The organism is Dictyobacter alpinus (assembly GCF_003967575.1).
GTDB lineage: Bacteria > Chloroflexota > Ktedonobacteria > Ktedonobacterales > Ktedonobacteraceae > Dictyobacter > Dictyobacter alpinus.
Genome location: NZ_BIFT01000001.1, coordinates 4604092 through 4621919, shown reverse-complemented (window position 1 = coordinate 4621919; position 17828 = coordinate 4604092). Strand labels below are relative to the sequence as shown.

Below are 17828 nucleotides of genomic sequence, written 5' to 3'. Positions count from 1 at the left end.
TCGCGGCTATTCCTCCACCTTTTCTTGGAGTTCCTCATCGAGAGAGCCCGGACTCCATCAGAATTTCCAACGCTTGTACGGAAACGTGCATATCCCGTCCCTACTCAAGCCGGGTATACCACTCAGGGCAGACTCCAGCGAGCAGAGCCACTTCTGCCCTCCGTAAGCCCGGCAATGGGTGGCAATCTCATTGCCGGGAAAAGGCCGAACCTATGCGATGCCGAATCCCATCAGAACATAGACATCACATGTCCGGACTTATTAAGCTCCCAAATGCTGGACCTGCTCACAGGTATGGTAGTCTTTGAGCGTGATGGTTGTGGATATTTTCTCCATAGCCTTTACGATTTGTCCAAGAATGAGGCCTTCCAATGGCAGAAAAGTAAACAGACGCAACATCTGGTTCTGGAACCAGAGGTGGGCACTGGTGCGTGGCGTGAAGCCCTTGATCGCTCTGAGCGCGAACTGTTGGTTCGCCTCAACGTATGAGCGCATGGCACTCTCATAGCGAGCAAACGCTGTATGGTAGTCCCCACCAGCCTCAGCGAGTTCTCCAGCCAATACATAGGCACCCACCAATGCCATGCTCGTTCCTTGTCCCGAGGCTGGTGAAGCACAATAAGCGGCATCACCCAGCAACGCCGTTCGACCAGTTGACCAGTGTTCCATCTGGATCAGACTCATTGAATCGAAGTAGAAATCAGAAGCTTCCTGCGCCATCTCAAGCAATCTGGGGGTCTGCCAGCCTGTATCCGCAAAGGTGCTGGTCAGAATTTGCTTCTGCTGCTCGCTGTCACGATGATTATAAGATAATGGCGGCGCATTAAAGATAAAGAGTGCTCTAGCCTGAGTATTCTCGCGGGCACTGTAGATGCAGGTGAGTTTCTTTGGACTATTGTAGTATAGCTCCTGATGATCAAGATGCAAGAAGTTAGGGGTAGAAAAGATGGAGATGTAGGCGCCAAGATGATGGATAAATTGTGACTCATCCCCAAAGGCCTGTCGGCGCACATTGGAATGTAGACCATCAGCACCAATGACCAGATCAAAAGTACGCGTTGTACCGCTTTCAAATGTTACAGTAACCCCATCATCATCTTGTTCCATAGCTGCAATAGAGTCACCGAAAAGATATTCCACGGCTGATTGGGTGCGCTCGTAAAGGATATGCGCCAGATCACCACGCATAATCTCGTCGTCTTTTTCCGCACGCCCTTCTAAGAAGTTTGCAGAGACAGTAGCCAACGGCTTGCTTTTTCCATCAACGAATGTCGATGTTTTCATATTCGTGCTGGCGTTGCGGATATCCTGCATAATCCCCATGCGTTCAGCCACCTCGACCGCGACCCCACGGATATCCACTTTATAGCCACCCTTACGAAGCTCTGATGACAGCTCCACCACAGTAGGATTGAAGCCATATTGACTGAGCCAGTACGCCAGTGCAGGTCCCGCGACGCTAGCCCCAGAAATTAAGATATTCTTGTTTTTAGTAATTTTATTACTATTCATTGTATACCCCTTCTCTATGAGATGTTACCTTCAGATAGCTTACTGGCAGGTAGTGTTGTTTAAATCTATGTCCAGAGTATACGTAACTAATGTGCGGCTGCCTATTCCCCAACCGGGTAATTATGAGGGTAAATTGCTAGATAAGTTGGTCGCGGCGGGCAACCTCACCCGCCTCTACACGATTGGTGACACCAAGCTTGCGATAAAGGCTTTTGATATGAGCTTTGACCGTATTGACAGAGACTATGAGCATCTCAGCAATCTCTGGATTACTCCGTCCAGCCACCAGCAGAGTGAGAACCCGCTGTTCCTGGGCTGAAAGGGCATCAAATGGCTTAGCTGGATCTGTGGTAAAACGGCGTGAGGCTATAAAAGCTTGCAGAATGCTTTGTGCATAGCTTCGTAGAGGTTGCTCGGTAAGGGTGGGTAGCAGAGAACGCAGGAGAAGGGCTAGCGGGTTGCCTTCATCGAGGAAAAGGCGCATGAAACCCTCATGTCGCGCTTGTGCAAGAACCAGGGAAAGTTGCTGGTGAGCCAGCTTCTTCTGTTTGAGAACAAAATATGTTTGTGCTAACAGAAGCTGAATTTCAAAGGCACGACGGGAGTGTTTTTTTTCTCGAGACGAGGTGAGAAGTTGCTCCAGGATAGGCAGGACTGTTTCTCCCTCTCCTTGTGCAAGCCTCAGGCGTACATGGAGAAGGTGTAGCGCTTCTTGCTGCAGGGTAAATGTGCTTTGTTCATAGCCAGCGAGTACATCAAGTGTACGCGCAGCGGCAGTCAGATCATCATCCTTGATCTGTAATCGCGCTTGCACAGTCAAAACTTCCGGAATAAGAAGGAGGATATTAGGGGATGAAACGGCCTGCAGGCGCACAAAAAGAGTACTCAGATGCTGCTGCACGCGGACTTTCTCTCCACGTTCATGGAGTAAGAGGACTTTCAAGATTTCCACATTTGTGCGTGCTTCCTCGATCCAGAGGTGATCACTATAGTATTCAAAGGTCTTTTGCACCAATTGCTCTGATGCCTCAAGCTGCTTCCACGCTGCATCTATCTGGTTCCACTCATAGGAGATCCGGGCCAATCCACAGGTGGCTGCGGCTTGATACAGTACGTCTTCTGGCCCATCACTCTCCACGAGCATCTGCTGATAGTACGAGGCTGCCTGATGCAATTCACCTGCTTCAATACAAGTATCGCCAAGCATCATCCCGATCGCGTTGGTAAAGATGCCATCCCCGCTACCCGAACGCTGGATGTATGCCTCAAGAAAATGTTGTCGGGCTTGCTCAAAGTATCCCTCTTGCATACATTCGCCACCAATAACAATGAGACTACCAATACGCCAGTCGATCCACACACCGGGTTGCCGCTCCATAGTCTTGTTTCCTTGCGCTACGTCGATTGGCAGAAATTGGAGCGCATGGCGAGCGTAATCAGCAGCAGAGGCAAGATAGCTATGACCATAATTCATACGTAAAGTTGCACGTAAAGAGGCAATGGCGCTGAGCAATGCTAAATTTTTTTGCTGCTGTGCCCACTCTTCCACCACTTGAAGATGATGATCAGCCTGTTCCCAACCCAATTGAAGAGGGTCAGAGAAGAACCGAGCCTGGACGAAAAGGAAACATAAGATTGGATGCGTACGTAATGTCTCCTCAGGCAACTGTTCCAGCCAGTGGCACATGGTGTCGTGCTCAGAAAAATATGTGCTCGCATTAAGTTGTGCGATAAAGGATGCGGCCTGCTCAAATGCCTGTGCGGATAAGGCAGCCTCGATCGCCTCGACTGGCATAGCGTGCGCTGCATACCAATAGCTGGCTTTGAGAGCCAACTCACGCAATGCATCTTCGCCCAGGCGCTGGGCGGCCTCAGACCGCATTGTCGAGGCCCAGAGACCATGATAGCGATACCACACCTGCGCAAGCGCGTCACCCTCCAATGCCTCCATAAAAAAACCTGAACGAAGAACTCTCTCCAGGTACTCGGCGCTGTCTCGTCTACCAGTCACTGCATCACAGAGAGAACCAGTCAGACGGTCCAGGATGCTGGTCTGGAGCAAGAAGAGCTGGAGAGAGGCTGCTTCAGAAGCCAGGACTTCGTGCAAGAAGAACTCTTGAATAAATTGGTTGGATGCCAATCCCAGTTCCAGGTGCGAGAGCGCCTCCTCGATTGCTTGCGCAGACCGATGATGCTGCCAGTTCAGTGCGATCAGGCGCAGTCCCGCGGCCCAGCCCTCTAGTCGCCTATCAAGCCGGTTTACCACCTCAGAGGAGAGGGACTGGGGGATTGCTTGTTGAAAGAAGAGCCTGCTTTCCTCCACCGAGAAACGCAAGCCGGTACTCTGTAAGTCTAGCAGGTCGCCGCTAGCACGCCAGCGTACCAACGGAAGGGGTGGCTCACTACGTGTGAGGATGATCAGATGCAAGTAAGCAGGCAGGTGTTCGATAAAAAAGGTCATGCTTTCATGGAGACGCGCATACTCGATAAGGTGATAATCCTCCACGACCAATACCGTCGGAGAATCTGAGCGCGCCAGATCATTGAGCAGGAGGGTCAGGATCATCTCAAGGTGCAGTGGTGGAAAAGGCCATTGCGGAACCTGAACAAGCTGTGCCAGAGCAGCCTGTCCCAACTGCGCATGAACCATCTGGCAGGCCCGAATCAGTGAGAACCAGAAACGCGCCGGATCATTATCACCACGATCCAGCGCCAGCCAGGCCACAGTTGAGACATCCTGCTGTACATTGACCTGTTCCTTTAAACGGGCAATCCATTGGAGAACAAGTGTGGTCTTGCCGAAACCAGCTGGAGCGCAGAGCAGGGTGAGTTTCTGGCTACGCCCATTATCCAGTACGTCCAGCAAGCGTGGACGATCGATCAGGATAGCGGGAAGGCGGGGAGGATGCAGTTTGGTTTCCAAAATCTGAAGCTGCGCATGCACAGGGACGGATCTGGGAACATCGTGTTCCGCTAGTGTAAAGCGGGCACTAACCTCTTCCAGGCGCGCAATCGTGAGGTCAGCAGTACGGCCAAGATAACGCTTTTTGGTGCGCCCCTGGATAGAACGATAGGCATACCAATAAGCATCGCCACGCTGGAGCCGCTCCTTCCGTACCGTATAGCGTTCACCTGCCAGGTTTTGAAAAGCGAAAGACGAAATAGTGTTGAGCCACTGCACCCAGTTTTCTTGAGAAGCAGTAATCTCAGGCATAAGGACAAGAGAGCCATTAGTGACGATATAACGTTGCTCTTGTGGAGAGAAGATCAACAGGTGCAATGGAGCTTTGGCCATAGTCCTCACAATCCTTGCTATGTATGGCTCTTACCTAACAGATAAGCTGAGTATACCATTGAGGCTATAGATCTTTATAATAGCGCATTAATGGTAAGCCGATGTAGCCAACCTTCTCGTATGCTCTTCTCGCGGGCGCATGGCCTGGATCGCCACCCGTCCCAACGACGGCGAGCTTTACCCCGCGTTCTTTCATCCTCTCAAACACAAAGGTATTCAATGCGGTCCCGATACCACGATTTTGATAGTCGGGATGGACGGCCAGCAGATCAACTTCCCCTGTTTGGTTTTCGTCATTGATTGTGTAGGTAATAAATCCAGCCACATGCCCGTCTACATCCGCGACATAGACGCTGGTCTGCCCGTCACGACAATACTTTTCAACCACTTCTTGCTGCTGCTTTTTCCAATCAGGATACATCAATGTATAGATACGCTCACCCAGTACTTGCTGGAATGACTCAAACACGGGGGCCCAGGCTAATAGTGATAGCTGAACAATAGGTTCTATATCTTTATCGGTCATAGATCGAATCAATATGCTCATTTTTATACTCCTTTTTTGTCATAATCTTTTACTAATAGTGGTTACAGGGCCCCATATCTACTTGATAGCAACCTGGCGAAGCAACCGCTTGCTTTGAGCGACCCTCCTCTTTGGGAGAGACTTTACCAAAAGCGAGACAGGCTGTCAAATGCGGTATTGATCAACGCAAAGCCACTGTTTGGGAATGAGGAGAAAGCCCCAAAAACATGATATATACGTGTGGGGCTACCCACAATACTTTCAACGTAACGACCAGGATCGTGATCGCCATGCCCTTTCTCCCCTGGTCTACACTGGGGACCGTCACTTCTTCCGGGGCGTCGGAGTTTCAGAGCCGAGTGCGGAGAGATAGCCGTAGAACGCAAAGCGGTGGAACCAGGTGGCCATTTGTTTAGGCGTATAGCGCTTTTCGCTCTCTAGCCACCAGACGATGGTACCGATCAGGACATGGGAGAGCTGCGTAAGAGCCAGTCCTTCGGGCATGGCTGAAGCAGTCAGTGTATCTGGCGCCACCAGTTGTTTCATGGATTTTTCTTTCTCAAGCATGAGCTTTATCGTGTGCTCACGCATCCTGGCCGCAAACCACGGGCTCCCGTTGTTCCCCAACATCGCTTTGTACAGTCGGGCATGGTCAGCCACATGCTCGAAGAATTGGACCCAGATCTCTGGTGGAATCTCTGCCTCTTTCTCAGCAGGATCTTTGTGCATGGGATTCATATGCTCCATCAGGTAGTTGGCTGTTTCCTCAAAGATCCCAGCCACCAGATCATATTTATCCTGATAATGGCGGTAGAAGGTGGCTCGGTTGATCATGGCCCGTTCGGCAATATCGCCCACTGTGATGGCCTCGAAGCCTTTCTCGGCGATCAGTTCAATCATCGCCTCTTGCAAGAATTTATGGGTGCGCCGAATGCGCAGGTCGGTCTGTGCTGTGTGCGACATTTTTCCCCCTTTGTTGCATAAGTAACAAGTGACAAACATTGATGCTTGTTCTGTAACTATTGTCCAAACTACACTGTCTATTGTAACAAGTTGATGTCTTTGCAACAAGTTGTTGCTATGATAGACAGCATATGGTGTGGTCATACCACAAGGAGTGAAATATGTCACAGAGTCGCTTAACAAACGAGGTATGGATTTTGGGCGCCACCGGTCGCGTAGGACGCGCCGTAGCCGCTCGTCTCGTTGAGGGAAACGTTACACCTACGCTGGTTGGGCGGGACGAAAAGCGCCTGGGTCAGCTGGCCGCAAGCCTTGATACAGAGCCAAGGGCTGTTGTCGCCGCTTCACCTGAGGCCGTTGCGACTGAGATAAGCCGGCAGAGGCCAGCTCTCGTCATCAACACTATCGGTCCTTTCACTGAAACGACACCACTGATTGCGCGCGCTTGCCTGCCCTACAGTCACTACATCGATCTGGCAAACGATGTGATCTCCGTATCCGCGCTACTTGATCTGCATGAGCAAGCGGTCGCTGCTGGCCGCACGCTGGTAACAGGAGCTGGATTCGGCGTGCTGGCTACCGAGAGCGTTGTTTTGAAACTGTGTCAGGATCGTCCGACTCCTGATCGCGTGCGCACAGACGCGCTGGCCTCAGTTGAGATTGAGGCAGGAATGTTTGGTGAAGCCCTGGCCGCAACCATCATTGATAGCCTGCCCTATGGAGGACGCTGCTACAAGCATGGCCGCCTCGTGCGTAACCAGGTTAGTAGCAACCAGCTTAACATTACCCTTCCTGATGGCTCAAGTGTCGCCACCGCCAGCGTGCCATTTGGCGAACTGATCGCGGCACAGCGAGCCAGCGGAGCGCCCAATGTACTGTCCGCCTCCAGCGAGGCACCGATGGGTCCTGCTGTCCGTGTGATTCTGCCATTGGTAATCGCGCTATCACATATAAAGCTGCTACGCACCTTCGCCAAACACCAGCTTGCCCGCCTCAAATTCTCCTCGCGGGAACGTCCGCGGGAATACTCATGGGGACACGCCTCTGTGCAATGGTCCGACGGGACCGAGCAGCAAGGCTGGCTGCGCGCCGGCGAGGGCCAGGCGTTTACCGCCGCGGTGGCAGCCACAGTTGCTGACCGGCTGCTTCAGGACAAAGGTCGGCCAGGAGCATATACCCCTGGAGCGCTCTTCGGGCCGGAGCTAGCCGAAGCTGTCGGCGGTACATTTCTGGTCACCACTTCACCTGTACATTCTTTATAGTAAAGAAAGGATAGGACTTTTTGAGTATCACATGTAGAGGTGAACACGGAGCTTCCTGTGTTCACCTCTATATGTGAATAGGGTTCGCCGCCGGAGATTGCTTCATCCTTTTGGCCAGTTACAAAAAAAACCTGCGAGTGCTGCATGCTTTAAAAACATACTCGTTTCTCGCTAGCACCCTTTATGCGATCTGCTCTTCAAATAGCTTGTACACATACATATTATAGTATATACTTTAAGTCATATAGACCACTATACATTTGGATGTGGCTAGCAGTTTTATTTCATCGCATGTTGGAAAGGAACTTTGTAGCATGGACAAGGATGTAATAGCCGCCGATGGATCACACAATGATGGTGTGAAGCGGCGCACGGTGCTCAAACTTGGTGTTGGTGTTGCCACCTCGTTAGCAATGGGTGGAACCGAGGTCTGGAGCCTGGTACATGATCCAAAGGTGGCACAGGCGGCGGCCCACGGAACTCCCTCGATCATCGGTTGCGATACCTGGGGAGCGCGCCCACCAGTTTCTCCGGTCACGGTGCTGAATATTAAGAGTAAAGAGATCATCATCCACCACACTGAATTCCCTAATACAACCGATTACTCTATGCAGCAGGCCTACAAGCTGGCGCATGATATTCAGGACCTGCACATGGATACCAATGGATGGATCGATACGGGCCAACACTTTACGGTGACCCGTGGCGGCTATATCCTGGAGGGACGCCATCGCAGTCTGGAGGCCCTGCAGAACGGCAACGAGCACATCGTCAGCGCGCACTGTCCCGGACTGAACACGGAGGCCATCGGTATTGAGAACGAGGGCACTTATTTTACCGAAACTCCACCGGACGCGCTGCTGGACTCACTCGAAGATCTCTGCGTATACATCTGCCAACAATACGGCCTCAACGCCAATAATATTTTCGGACACTGGGACTTCACTGATACCGACTGCCCTGGCCAGAGATTCTATTCGATGCTGCCCGCGTTCCGCCGACGTATCGCGTGGCGCCTGAAGCAGATCCAGAATATTCCGGCGCGCACCTGGCCCGATCATCGCGAGCGCACCAGCGGAGTGGTAGTCCAGACCATTCAATATCTGCTCAAAAATAAGGGCTATACCCTCGATGTCAGTGGAGACTTCGACACCGACACCGATACGGTTGTACGCCAGTTCCAGACCGATCAACAGATCGCGGTTGACGGACACGTCAATAACCAGACCTGGGAGGCGCTGGTCGAGCCTTTGCACTTTGGCAGCACCGGGGACCTGGTAACCGCCCTGCAGAGTCTGCTCAAGCGCAACGGCTATGACGTGACCGTGAGCGGCACATTTGATCAGGCCACTATCAAAGCTGTGCGCAAACTGCAGTTGATGCACTTCATCCTGCCTCTGGGCAACGTTGATCTCAACACCTGGTGCGTCGCCGTCGGCGGCAACCTGCACCGCGAATTCATTTAAATAAAAGCCCACGGCGAATTTCGTGGCGCCACCGTTCTGTGGCAAGGCGGAAGCGGCTCTAACTATGTAGCTGCATCCGCCTTACCTTGCATCCCTGCTTCGATGTGAGAACCCCTCACTCAGTGATTTGCTTCCATCATGTATGTTGTGATCTCTGGCTCGAAACAGTGGATTATCCCTTCCTTATCCTGCATAAAAGATAAGCTTTTGCTGGATTTGAAAGAGCGATAAAGAATACATTGTTAAACTAGCTGTAGATAAGAATATACAGATCCCTTGTTATTCATCTCCCAGGTATTTCGTCATGAAAGATGGATAACAAGGGATGCATGCCGGGAACCGTCCACAATGTTTTGTACGCTAAGGACTTCAGATCATCAAAATTTTCATAGTAGCGTTTCTGCTAGTTATTCACAATGATCCCATAAGAACCTGTAGGAGCATCATATAAGGCTTGACTAACAGTATTATAAGCTACCTGGATGGGGCCACCGACAATCCAGTTGCTAGATTTTGCAGTCTGATCATCAGGGTCATTGATATAGAAGATATTTCTGGTGGGATTGTAGCCAGTAATAACGATCCAATGCCCATCGTAGTTACGGCCAAAATCATATGCATTGATTAAGGCAATTACTGGATGACCTGACTTTGTCGCATTCTGGATCTGCAGAATCTGCGCAGCCGGCTGGGGTGATTTAGCATTCGTAATCTCTGTATAAGACGATTTATAGTAACTTATCGCTCTTTCAAGATCCGCAAAGCCAGTGTCACCAGAGCCACCGATAACACTGCGCACCGCAGCAATATTGGTGTGGGGACCCTTATGAAAAGCTGCTTCAACCATAGCTACTGCGGCCGGCCCACAATCATTGTTCTGGGTCAATTGTCGCTGATACTGGCTATAATAAGGGACCTGTACAGAGTAGTGAGGCACGACACTTGATTTAACTGAGGCTGAAGCTGCATGCGCTGGTGCATGGACGGCAAAGATGTTGCCCAAAACAAGTAAACCTAATAAAAACGTGAATAATCCTGCTTTGCACCGCTTCATTGTAACGATACTCTTATTCATCTACATGCCCTTTACATTTTTGCCTCTTTCACTGTATATATTTTTAAATCAATATATATGCATTCACAAATGCTCAAGAGGCGTACGACACGCTAATGTCTTACTCCATCAGTATGCCCGCTCAGCCATCCAAAACAAATAGCCATTGGGTATCCATTAATGGATCCATTAATGGATACCCAATGGGATGTATATACATAACATATTCTCATTTTCTGTTCTCCATGTTCATTCATCATTCCATCCAAAAATACAAAGAAAAACAGCATTTACAACATAGATGGTAAATGCTGTTTTTATTCCTTAGATATATTTGCCGCTTTTACATATATTTAATCTTTTGCTCTTATTCCATACGCTGAAGTACCTCAAAATAGTCAGCACGAGTAGCTACTGTTTCCTGATGCTGCATACCAAAGATCTGCTCCTTTATGGTCAGAGCACGTTGGTACAATGATTTCGCCTCCATAAGATTGCCTTGCTCTTGCCGCAATGCCGCCAAATCACACAATAATTGCGCCAGGTCAGGGGAATCTTGTGCTCGAATATTTTCTTTAATGCGTAAAGCTCGTAGATAGAATGAATCCGCTTGCGGATATTTCTGCTGTTTACGGTAAATATTTGCTAACCCATTCAGCGGGTAGGCCAGGTAAGGATGATTGACTCCTAATGATTGCTCCCAAATGTGCAGTGCCCGCAGAAAGAATACCTCTGCATTCTCATCTTGATTCTGCTCTTCATAAAATGAAGCAATATTATTAAGTGAAGCAGCCATATCAGGATGTTCAGTTCCCAAAACTTGTTCACGGATATTCAAGGCCCTATGGAAAAGGGGGCCTGCTTGCTCGTATTTCTTCTGGGTGGTCCAAAGGATTGCTAATCCATCAATAGGAATTGCCAGTTCGAGATGGTCAGATCCCAACGCCTGTTCAAACGTGTGTATGGATTGCTTGAACAAGGGCTCTGCTTGCTCATATTTCCCCTGCATCGCAAAAAGTGTTGCCAATCGATTGAGTGAAGCTCCTACATCAGGATGATCCAACCCCAAACATTTTTCTCGGATCTGTAAGGCTCGCTGGCAAAGTGGCACTGCTTGCTCGTATTGCCCTTTTTGGCTGTAAAGGCTGCTTAAAAAGTGGCAAACCTGAGCGATCTCAGAATGGTTCGGCTCTAAACTCTGCTCTTGAATACGCAGGGCTTGCTGGTACAAGGGTTCAGCTTGCTCATAAAGCGCATGATCCTGTAAATAGTTTGCAGTACGAAGGAGCAAAGATGGCGCCTCCTCTAACATAACCTGGTAGCTTTGGATCAAGCCTGCACAATTCTGAGCCTGGGAAAGATAACGCAGACAATGTGACCAGTTTGTCGCCTCCACACTCGCAGGAAATATGGCATTCGTCATCCTTATCGCTCGCTCTGCCCATTGCTGTTGTTCTGAGGCTTCCATACCATCTTTGAGAACCGCTTGCACCAGGCGATGGATACGCAATGTCCTGGTTCCGGCATCCCTTCGTAGCAGAGAGAATATACGCAATTCTTTGATAGCCTCATCCAACAACAGCGGATTTAAGGCTGAAAAAGCGGGATCTCTACCTTCGCTAACGAGTTCTTCAGGGATAGCATCAGGCTCCAAAAAAGCACAGAGGCGTAATAGATTAGCCGCAATAAGATTCGCCTGCTCAACTTTCTGAAAAGAGAGAGACAACGTCGTTGTCACCGACTCAGGGTGATCAGTTGGTATGTGACTTCGCCGCCCCAGGAGTTCCTTACGATGTACTCGATAAAGCTCCAGGTAGGCAGCGAGGCTACATCCAACTTCTTCAATATAAGCTCCAGCTTGATCAAGCGCGAGCGGAAGAAAATCCATTTCGATGACGATAGCTTCGGCTGCTGCAAGGTCTGCTTCAGCCACTTGATCAAGCGAAGCCTCAGAAGACAGGAACTTGGCTCGACGCAATAGGAATAGCGTTCCTTCGACCATCCCCATCGTCTCAATCTCGATCCGTTGTGCCAATGATCCTAACGCTTGTGCGCGGGTAGTAAAGAGCAGGTGTCCCGGTTGTCCGCTTGGTATAACATCATAGATAGCGGTAATATCATCCGCATTGTCCAGAATTAACAGCCATCCTTTATGGGAAACAAACCATTGCTTGACCGCTTGAATTACCCGATTTTGATCACGCTCTTCCTTCTCTGGAAGTTGCAAAGTCTCTGCAATAGTTACCAAACCAGTGCGAAGGCTTTCCTGTGTCGCAGCACTTACCCAAAATACGAAACGATAATCCTGGCGATGTTGATACGCATATTCAAGCGCTACCTGAGTTTTACCAATGCCACCTAGTCCACTAAGAGCCCAGGATTGTGTAAGTGCCAGTGTATGATCCTGGTTGAGCCGTTCATGAAGAGTCTGTAAGATCTCCGCTCGACCAGTAAAAAATGGATTGCGGCTGTAAGGGATATTCCAGATAGGTAAATTCGCCACTTCTGCGTCATCTTGTGGGATAGTTGCTTGCGTTACCTCAACCTGCAGCCCTAGCTCAACAGCAGTTTTGCCAAACAACTCACACAAGCGAGTCCAATAGAAACGCCGAGGGGTACGTTCTCCGCGTTCCCAGCGCCCTACGACGAGCTTTGTGGTTCCAAGAGCATCTGCCACCTCTAGCTGCGTCCAATTGCGTGCTTCACGTGCTTGGCGCAGCTTCAAATTTGGTGCATGGTGCCTTTTCTGCTTTAACATCATTTAAACCTTCCTCCTTCCCTATTTAGACTGCCATGAGTATAACAAAAGCCGCAAAAAAATACAAGAGCAGTACATTGGGATGTAAATTGCAAAGAGATCCTGGAATGGATATACGTTGGCTATCTTTTGGGCAGGTTCATCCATGGCGGCTTCCCAAACAGTAAGCATACATTGGCCAGTCCAATGGTAAGGGCTGGTCACCCCAAACGATAAGCCCTTAAACTCAGACATCGCCAACTTCATCCAGCAAAGTAATCTCAATGAACGCTACGTTCAAGCAACTCATTTGTTCTATGTACATACCATAAACCCATCAATGCATTAAAAAATCCAACATTGACTCATTTATCTTAATCTGGTATAATTTATATATTCTGTATTTCATGTTCAACAATGTTGTTGTCTACGTATTTCGTCGCTTCATCCACGGTGGCCATTACTGGTGGAGGTATACATGACGACGATCTGTACAGTGCTGGTTGGTGGTCATATCTTTGCAACCGCCTCCTGCCACAATAAGTGTCCGGTTCAGCACTACCTCGACGAACCACGCTCTCATCATGTGAATGGTATCTTTTCTCTCTCTGAGGTACCCTTCCAGTAAAAACCCCCCATCTTCATCCATACTATGGTTGTAATTCAGTTTGCCCATACGCTCAAAGGTGAAAGGAAATCACCATGCCAGATCATTTTGCATTTTCAAAGCTGAAAGTTGTACCGTTAGTGTTACTGGCTGCGTTACTGCTCGGAATACTGTCTGCGTGTGATAGTAGCCCGAGTACCAGTCCGGGATCAGGTTCTACTGGTAGTAGCACGTCTGGAGGCCCGGTCACCCTGACGTTCTGGAACTGGGTTGCCGGTGTCGATAAGGCGGCCGCCCTGTACAATAAGCTCCATCCAGATATACACGTGAATGTGGTCAATGTAGGCGGTGGTGCAAACGAATACAATAAGCTCTATACAGCGATCAAAGCCAATAACGAACCTGACATGGCGCAGATCGAGTATCAGATTCTACCAACCTTTGAAACAACTGGCGCCTTGATCGATCTTTCCAAATATGGTGCGAACTCGCTCAAAAGTCAGTTTGTGCCCTGGACATGGAATCAGGTATCGCTAGGCAATTCAGTCTATGCCATCCCGCAGGACACCGGCCCTCTGGTTCTGTACTATCGGGCTGACCTCTTCCAAAAATATAACCTGCCCGTGCCTACCACCTGGGCTCAGTATGCCGATGACGCCGTCAAACTCCATGCCGCCGACCCCAGCGCATATATTACCGATTTCCCGGCCAGGGACCCTGGATGGTTCAATGGGCTTGTGTGGCAGGCTGGCGGCCAGATGTTCAGCATTGATGGCCAGTCCTGGAAGGTTGCCGTTAATAATCCCCAGGCCCAGAAAGTCGCATCTTACTGGCAGGGTCTGCTCAGCAAGAAACTCATCAAGACCGAGCCGGACTTCGCGGATGCCTGGTATCACGATCTGGGAACCGGCACCCTGGCGACCTGGATTTCTGCTGCCTGGGGTGCGGGTACCATCAAGCCTAATGCTCCACAGACGGAGGGCAAATGGCGCGTAGCTCCCCTTCCGCAGTGGGAGGAAGGCCAGTATGCCAATGGCAACTGGGGCGGGTCAACGACCACCGTGTTCAATAACACCAAACATCCGAAAGAGGCCGCCGAGTTCGCCATGTGGCTCAATACCAATAAACAGGCCGTTGAAGAGATGATCAAGGGAAATGCCATTTATCCCGCCAGCGAAGCAAATCTAGACTCGCCCCTCGTGAACGGCCCCCAGGCTTTCTTTGGCAATCAGAACGTTGGTGCTATGTTTAAAAGTGCCTCAGAACATGTGAATGCCACCTATCAGTGGGGACCAACCATTAACCAGGTGTACAACGATTTCGGTGATAATTTTGCTGGTGCTGTCAATGATCAGGATACTCTGCCGAACGGGCTGAATTCAGTTCAGCAGAGCACAATTCTGTTCATGCAAAACCAGGGCTTTAATGTCCGTTCCTGAGCAAGGAACGCTGCTATCTCATAGACAACTGCCGCGCCTTCTGAGCTGAAGGCGCGGCACGCAAAGGATAGGAGAAAAAAGCAATGGCACTCGCAACAACTTCCCGTGCGTCCACTCGGGGAACGGCACATGCTACCCCCTGGAAACGACGACTGACACCCTACCTGTTTATACTTCCATTCGGACTACTCTTTATCCTGTTCTTTATCGTCCCTATCCTCTATGCCATCGTCCAGAGTACCTTCCATTTCCAACGTACCGGACTGGGACTGAGCGGGGCCAGCGTTGGCTTCAGCGGCTTGAGCAACTATGGGGCGGTGCTCAGCGACACAAAATTCTATTCCAGCCTCGGTCGCATGCTGCTTTATGGCATTGTCCAGGTCCCAATTATGTTGCTTTTAGCACTTGTGCTGGCTCTGCTGCTGGACTCAACGGTGGTACGCCTCAAGTCCTTGTTCCGCCTGGCCTTCTTCGTACCCTATGCGGTACCCGGCATTATCGCCGCCCTGCTGTGGGGCTACCTCTATGATCCAGCCCTCTCACCCATTGTCAAAGGATTGCAGGCGCTGAATTTACCGGCACCGGACTTCCTGGGCTATAGCACTGTGCTCTGGTCAATCGCAAACATCGCCATCTGGTCCTGGACCGGCTACAATATGCTGATTATCTTTGCGGCCCTGCAGGCCATCCCCCAGGAGATTTATGAGTCCGCGCGCCTGGATGGCTGTTCGGGATTGAACATCGCCCGGTTCATCAAAGTCCCCCTGGTAGCCCCGGCCCTGGTTCTAACGGGCGTTTTCTCGATCATCGGCACCCTGCAACTCTTCGCAGAACCACAGGTACTCTCGGCGATCTCAATTAACATTTCAACATCCTTCACGCCGGTACTGTATGCCTACAATGCCGCTTTCTCTTACAACAATTACTATTATGCGGCCGCGTTATCGGTAATACTGGCCCTGATAACCTTCGTCTTCTCTTTCGGCTTCTTGCGCGTGACACGACGCCAGGCAGGAGTGTAAAATGAGTCAACAAACCTCTTCAATTCCTGTGTCCATCGGTCAGGAAAAGGCAGCCACGCAGGTCAAAAGCCCGGGTTCGCGCCAGTTTTCTGGCAGCAGCATAGGGGCAATGACATTCCTGATCATCTGCGCGCTCTACTTCCTGATTCCTTTCTTCTGGTTAATCGTCTCGGCAACCAAGAACACGGGAGATCTGTTCAACACCTTTGGCCTCTGGTTCTCTTCCAGCTTTAATCTGTGGAGCAACCTGCAGCAGTTGTTCACCTACAGCGATGGCCTCTATGTACGCTGGCTACTCAATACCTTGCTCTACGCAGGAGTAGGCTCGATTGTCGGCACGTTCCTGGCGGCCATGGCTGGCTACGCCCTGGCAAAATATGATTTCCATGGTCGCGACCTTATCTTCGCGGCGATCCTGGGATCTATCCTGATTCCGGCAACAGCGCTGGCGTTGCCATTATACTTGATGATGAGCGGAGTAGGCCTGACCAACACCATCTGGTCGGTCCTCTTACCCAGCCTCGTCAGTCCCTTTGGGGTCTATCTCTCACGCATCTATGTAGCGTCGTCCGTACCCGATGAACTCCTGGAAGCGGCCCGCATCGATGGAGCGAGCGAGTTTCACACGTTCTTAACGGTAGCGATGCGACTCATGGTCCCTGCACTGGTGACGATCCTGCTGTTCCAGTTCGTAGCGATCTGGAACAACTACTTCCTGCCATTGATCATGCTAAGCAATCAAAATCTCTTCCCGATCTCGGTCGGCCTGGAGACCTGGAATATCACCACGGGTGGAGCGAATAACTTCCTCTATCCCCTGATCGTAACCGGGGCCCTGGTCTCCTCAATCCCATTGCTCATCGGCTGTATCCTCCTGCAACGCTTCTGGCGCGGCGGCCTGGGTGCTGGTAGCGTCAAAGGATAATTCTTCAACCATCCTCTATCCACCCTCAAAACCTGGCAAGAGACAGGCTACCTCTTGCCAGGTTTTGCGCTTCGTAGCTCTTCTTTTCCCGCGCGCAAAAAGAGAGGTTGAGCTTTTACCATATTTGCAAGAACGACAAAGAATACGTTGCCAGAGCCTATTTATTGTGCAGCTAGATCAATTCATAGAGGAATATGGCAAATGAGAAGAATCATCGTCCTGACGTTCGTCACACTTGACGGCATCATGCAAGGACCTGGCGGTCCAACAGAAGATACCAGTGGAAACTTTAGCTATGGCGGCTGGACAGTTCCCTATTTTGATGAGTTCCTTGGCAAGATCATGGAAGAGCAAATGGGCCGGCCCTTTGATCTGCTCTTAGGCAGAAAAACGTTTGAGCTATTTGCCTCATATTGGCCAGATCATGAGGAAGAAGGCCCGGGCATCAATAAAGCCACCAAATATGTGGCTTCAAATACACTTACCTCACATGAATGGAATAAATCAGTCTTTTTAAAACATAACATCGTAGATGAAATCAAGCATCTCAAACAACAGGATGGTCCAGACATACAGGTACATGGGAGTAGTGATCTCATCCAGACCTTATTAAGTTATGACCTGATCGATGAATTCTGGCTCAAAATATTTCCAGTGACAATCGGTACAGGAAAACGCCTCTTTCACAGCGGGACGCTGCCAGCATCCTACACCCTGACTGATTCTCAAATGTCACCACATGGAGTGATAGCTGCGACCTTCAAACGCGCAGGCAAAATACAAACAGGATCATTTGCCTGAACGCTCACAATATAACAAGCCCAAACGTAGTACAGAATCGCGCACAAAGAGGCGCCTCATCCTGAAAAGTAGGATGAGGCGCCTCTTTGTGCGCAGGGCTTTTTCATTTTCAGCCGGGAGTAACTGTCAGGCAAATCATATACAGAGTATTTCTGGTGTGGTGTGTGTTCTATGGGCGGCCGCGGCCGCCCATAGAACACACACCACACCAGACTCCGG

Annotated in this window: 13 protein-coding genes; 7 read left to right on the top strand and 6 right to left on the bottom strand. The window is 50.2% G+C overall.

Annotation, left to right across the window (positions count from 1 at the left end; genetic code table 11):
• Window positions 1-261 precede the first annotated feature (261 nt).
• The 4 genes from EL633_RS18300 to EL633_RS18285 all read right to left on the bottom strand — a co-directional run bounded on the left by EL633_RS18300 (window position 262) and on the right by EL633_RS18285 (window position 6296).
• Window positions 262-1512 carry an FAD-dependent monooxygenase gene (locus tag EL633_RS18300; protein WP_126628567.1) on the bottom strand — a complete coding sequence of 417 codons (1251 nt, stop codon included), beginning with the start codon at window positions 1510-1512 and terminating at the stop codon, window positions 262-264.
• A 136-nt stretch (window positions 1513-1648) separates the two neighbouring features.
• The gene (locus tag EL633_RS18295) at window positions 1649-4807 is read right to left on the bottom strand and encodes a winged helix-turn-helix domain-containing protein (RefSeq protein WP_126628566.1); all 3159 of its coding nucleotides are present in this window, start codon (window positions 4805-4807) and stop codon (window positions 1649-1651) included.
• A gap of 64 nt (window positions 4808-4871) precedes the next feature.
• Window positions 4872-5354 (bottom strand): GNAT family N-acetyltransferase, encoded by a 483-nt coding sequence (locus EL633_RS18290; protein ID WP_126628565.1) that lies wholly within the window; start codon window positions 5352-5354, stop codon window positions 4872-4874.
• Window positions 5355-5657: 303 nt separating this feature from the next.
• On the bottom strand, window positions 5658-6296 hold the full coding sequence (locus tag EL633_RS18285) for a TetR/AcrR family transcriptional regulator (protein WP_161982233.1): 639 nt from the start codon (window positions 6294-6296) through the stop codon (window positions 5658-5660).
• Between the two features lie 161 nt (window positions 6297-6457).
• Here EL633_RS18285 and EL633_RS18280 point away from each other — a divergent pair, with 161 nt between their 5' ends.
• Window positions 6458-7558: a saccharopine dehydrogenase NADP-binding domain-containing protein gene (locus EL633_RS18280; RefSeq protein ID WP_126628563.1), complete on the top strand. Its 1101-nt coding sequence runs from the start codon at window positions 6458-6460 to the stop codon at window positions 7556-7558.
• Window positions 7559-7872: 314 nt separating this feature from the next.
• Window positions 7873-9024, top strand: a complete 1152-nt coding sequence (locus tag EL633_RS18275) for a peptidoglycan recognition protein family protein (protein WP_126628562.1) — start codon at window positions 7873-7875, stop codon at window positions 9022-9024.
• A 403-nt stretch (window positions 9025-9427) separates the two neighbouring features.
• Here EL633_RS18275 and EL633_RS18270 read toward each other — a convergent pair whose 3' ends face one another.
• Together EL633_RS18270 and fxsT are read right to left on the bottom strand one after the other, a co-directional pair.
• Window positions 9428-10099, bottom strand: coding sequence for a peptidase C39 family protein (locus tag EL633_RS18270; RefSeq protein ID WP_126628561.1), 672 nt, complete (start codon window positions 10097-10099; stop codon window positions 9428-9430).
• Window positions 10100-10445: 346 nt separating this feature from the next.
• Complete coding sequence (gene fxsT / locus EL633_RS18265) at window positions 10446-12839, bottom strand: FxSxx-COOH system tetratricopeptide repeat protein (RefSeq protein WP_126628560.1); 2394 nt, start codon at window positions 12837-12839, stop codon at window positions 10446-10448.
• A gap of 454 nt (window positions 12840-13293) precedes the next feature.
• Here fxsT and EL633_RS36600 point away from each other — a divergent pair, with 454 nt between their 5' ends.
• The 5 genes from EL633_RS36600 (at window position 13294) to EL633_RS18245 (ending at window position 17609) form a co-directional block, all read left to right on the top strand.
• Complete coding sequence (locus EL633_RS36600) at window positions 13294-13443, top strand: hypothetical protein (RefSeq protein ID WP_161982232.1); 150 nt, start codon at window positions 13294-13296, stop codon at window positions 13441-13443.
• Between the two features lie 74 nt (window positions 13444-13517).
• On the top strand, window positions 13518-14861 hold the full coding sequence (locus EL633_RS18260; protein WP_126628559.1) for an ABC transporter substrate-binding protein: 1344 nt from the start codon (window positions 13518-13520) through the stop codon (window positions 14859-14861).
• Window positions 14862-14944: 83 nt separating this feature from the next.
• The gene (locus EL633_RS18255) at window positions 14945-15883 is read left to right on the top strand and encodes a carbohydrate ABC transporter permease (protein ID WP_126628558.1); all 939 of its coding nucleotides are present in this window, start codon (window positions 14945-14947) and stop codon (window positions 15881-15883) included.
• A gap of 1 nt (window position 15884) precedes the next feature.
• Window positions 15885-16808: a carbohydrate ABC transporter permease gene (locus EL633_RS18250; protein WP_126628557.1), complete on the top strand. Its 924-nt coding sequence runs from the start codon at window positions 15885-15887 to the stop codon at window positions 16806-16808.
• Between the two features lie 201 nt (window positions 16809-17009).
• Window positions 17010-17609: a dihydrofolate reductase family protein gene (locus tag EL633_RS18245; protein WP_126628556.1), complete on the top strand. Its 600-nt coding sequence runs from the start codon at window positions 17010-17012 to the stop codon at window positions 17607-17609.
• Window positions 17610-17828 lie beyond the last annotated feature (219 nt).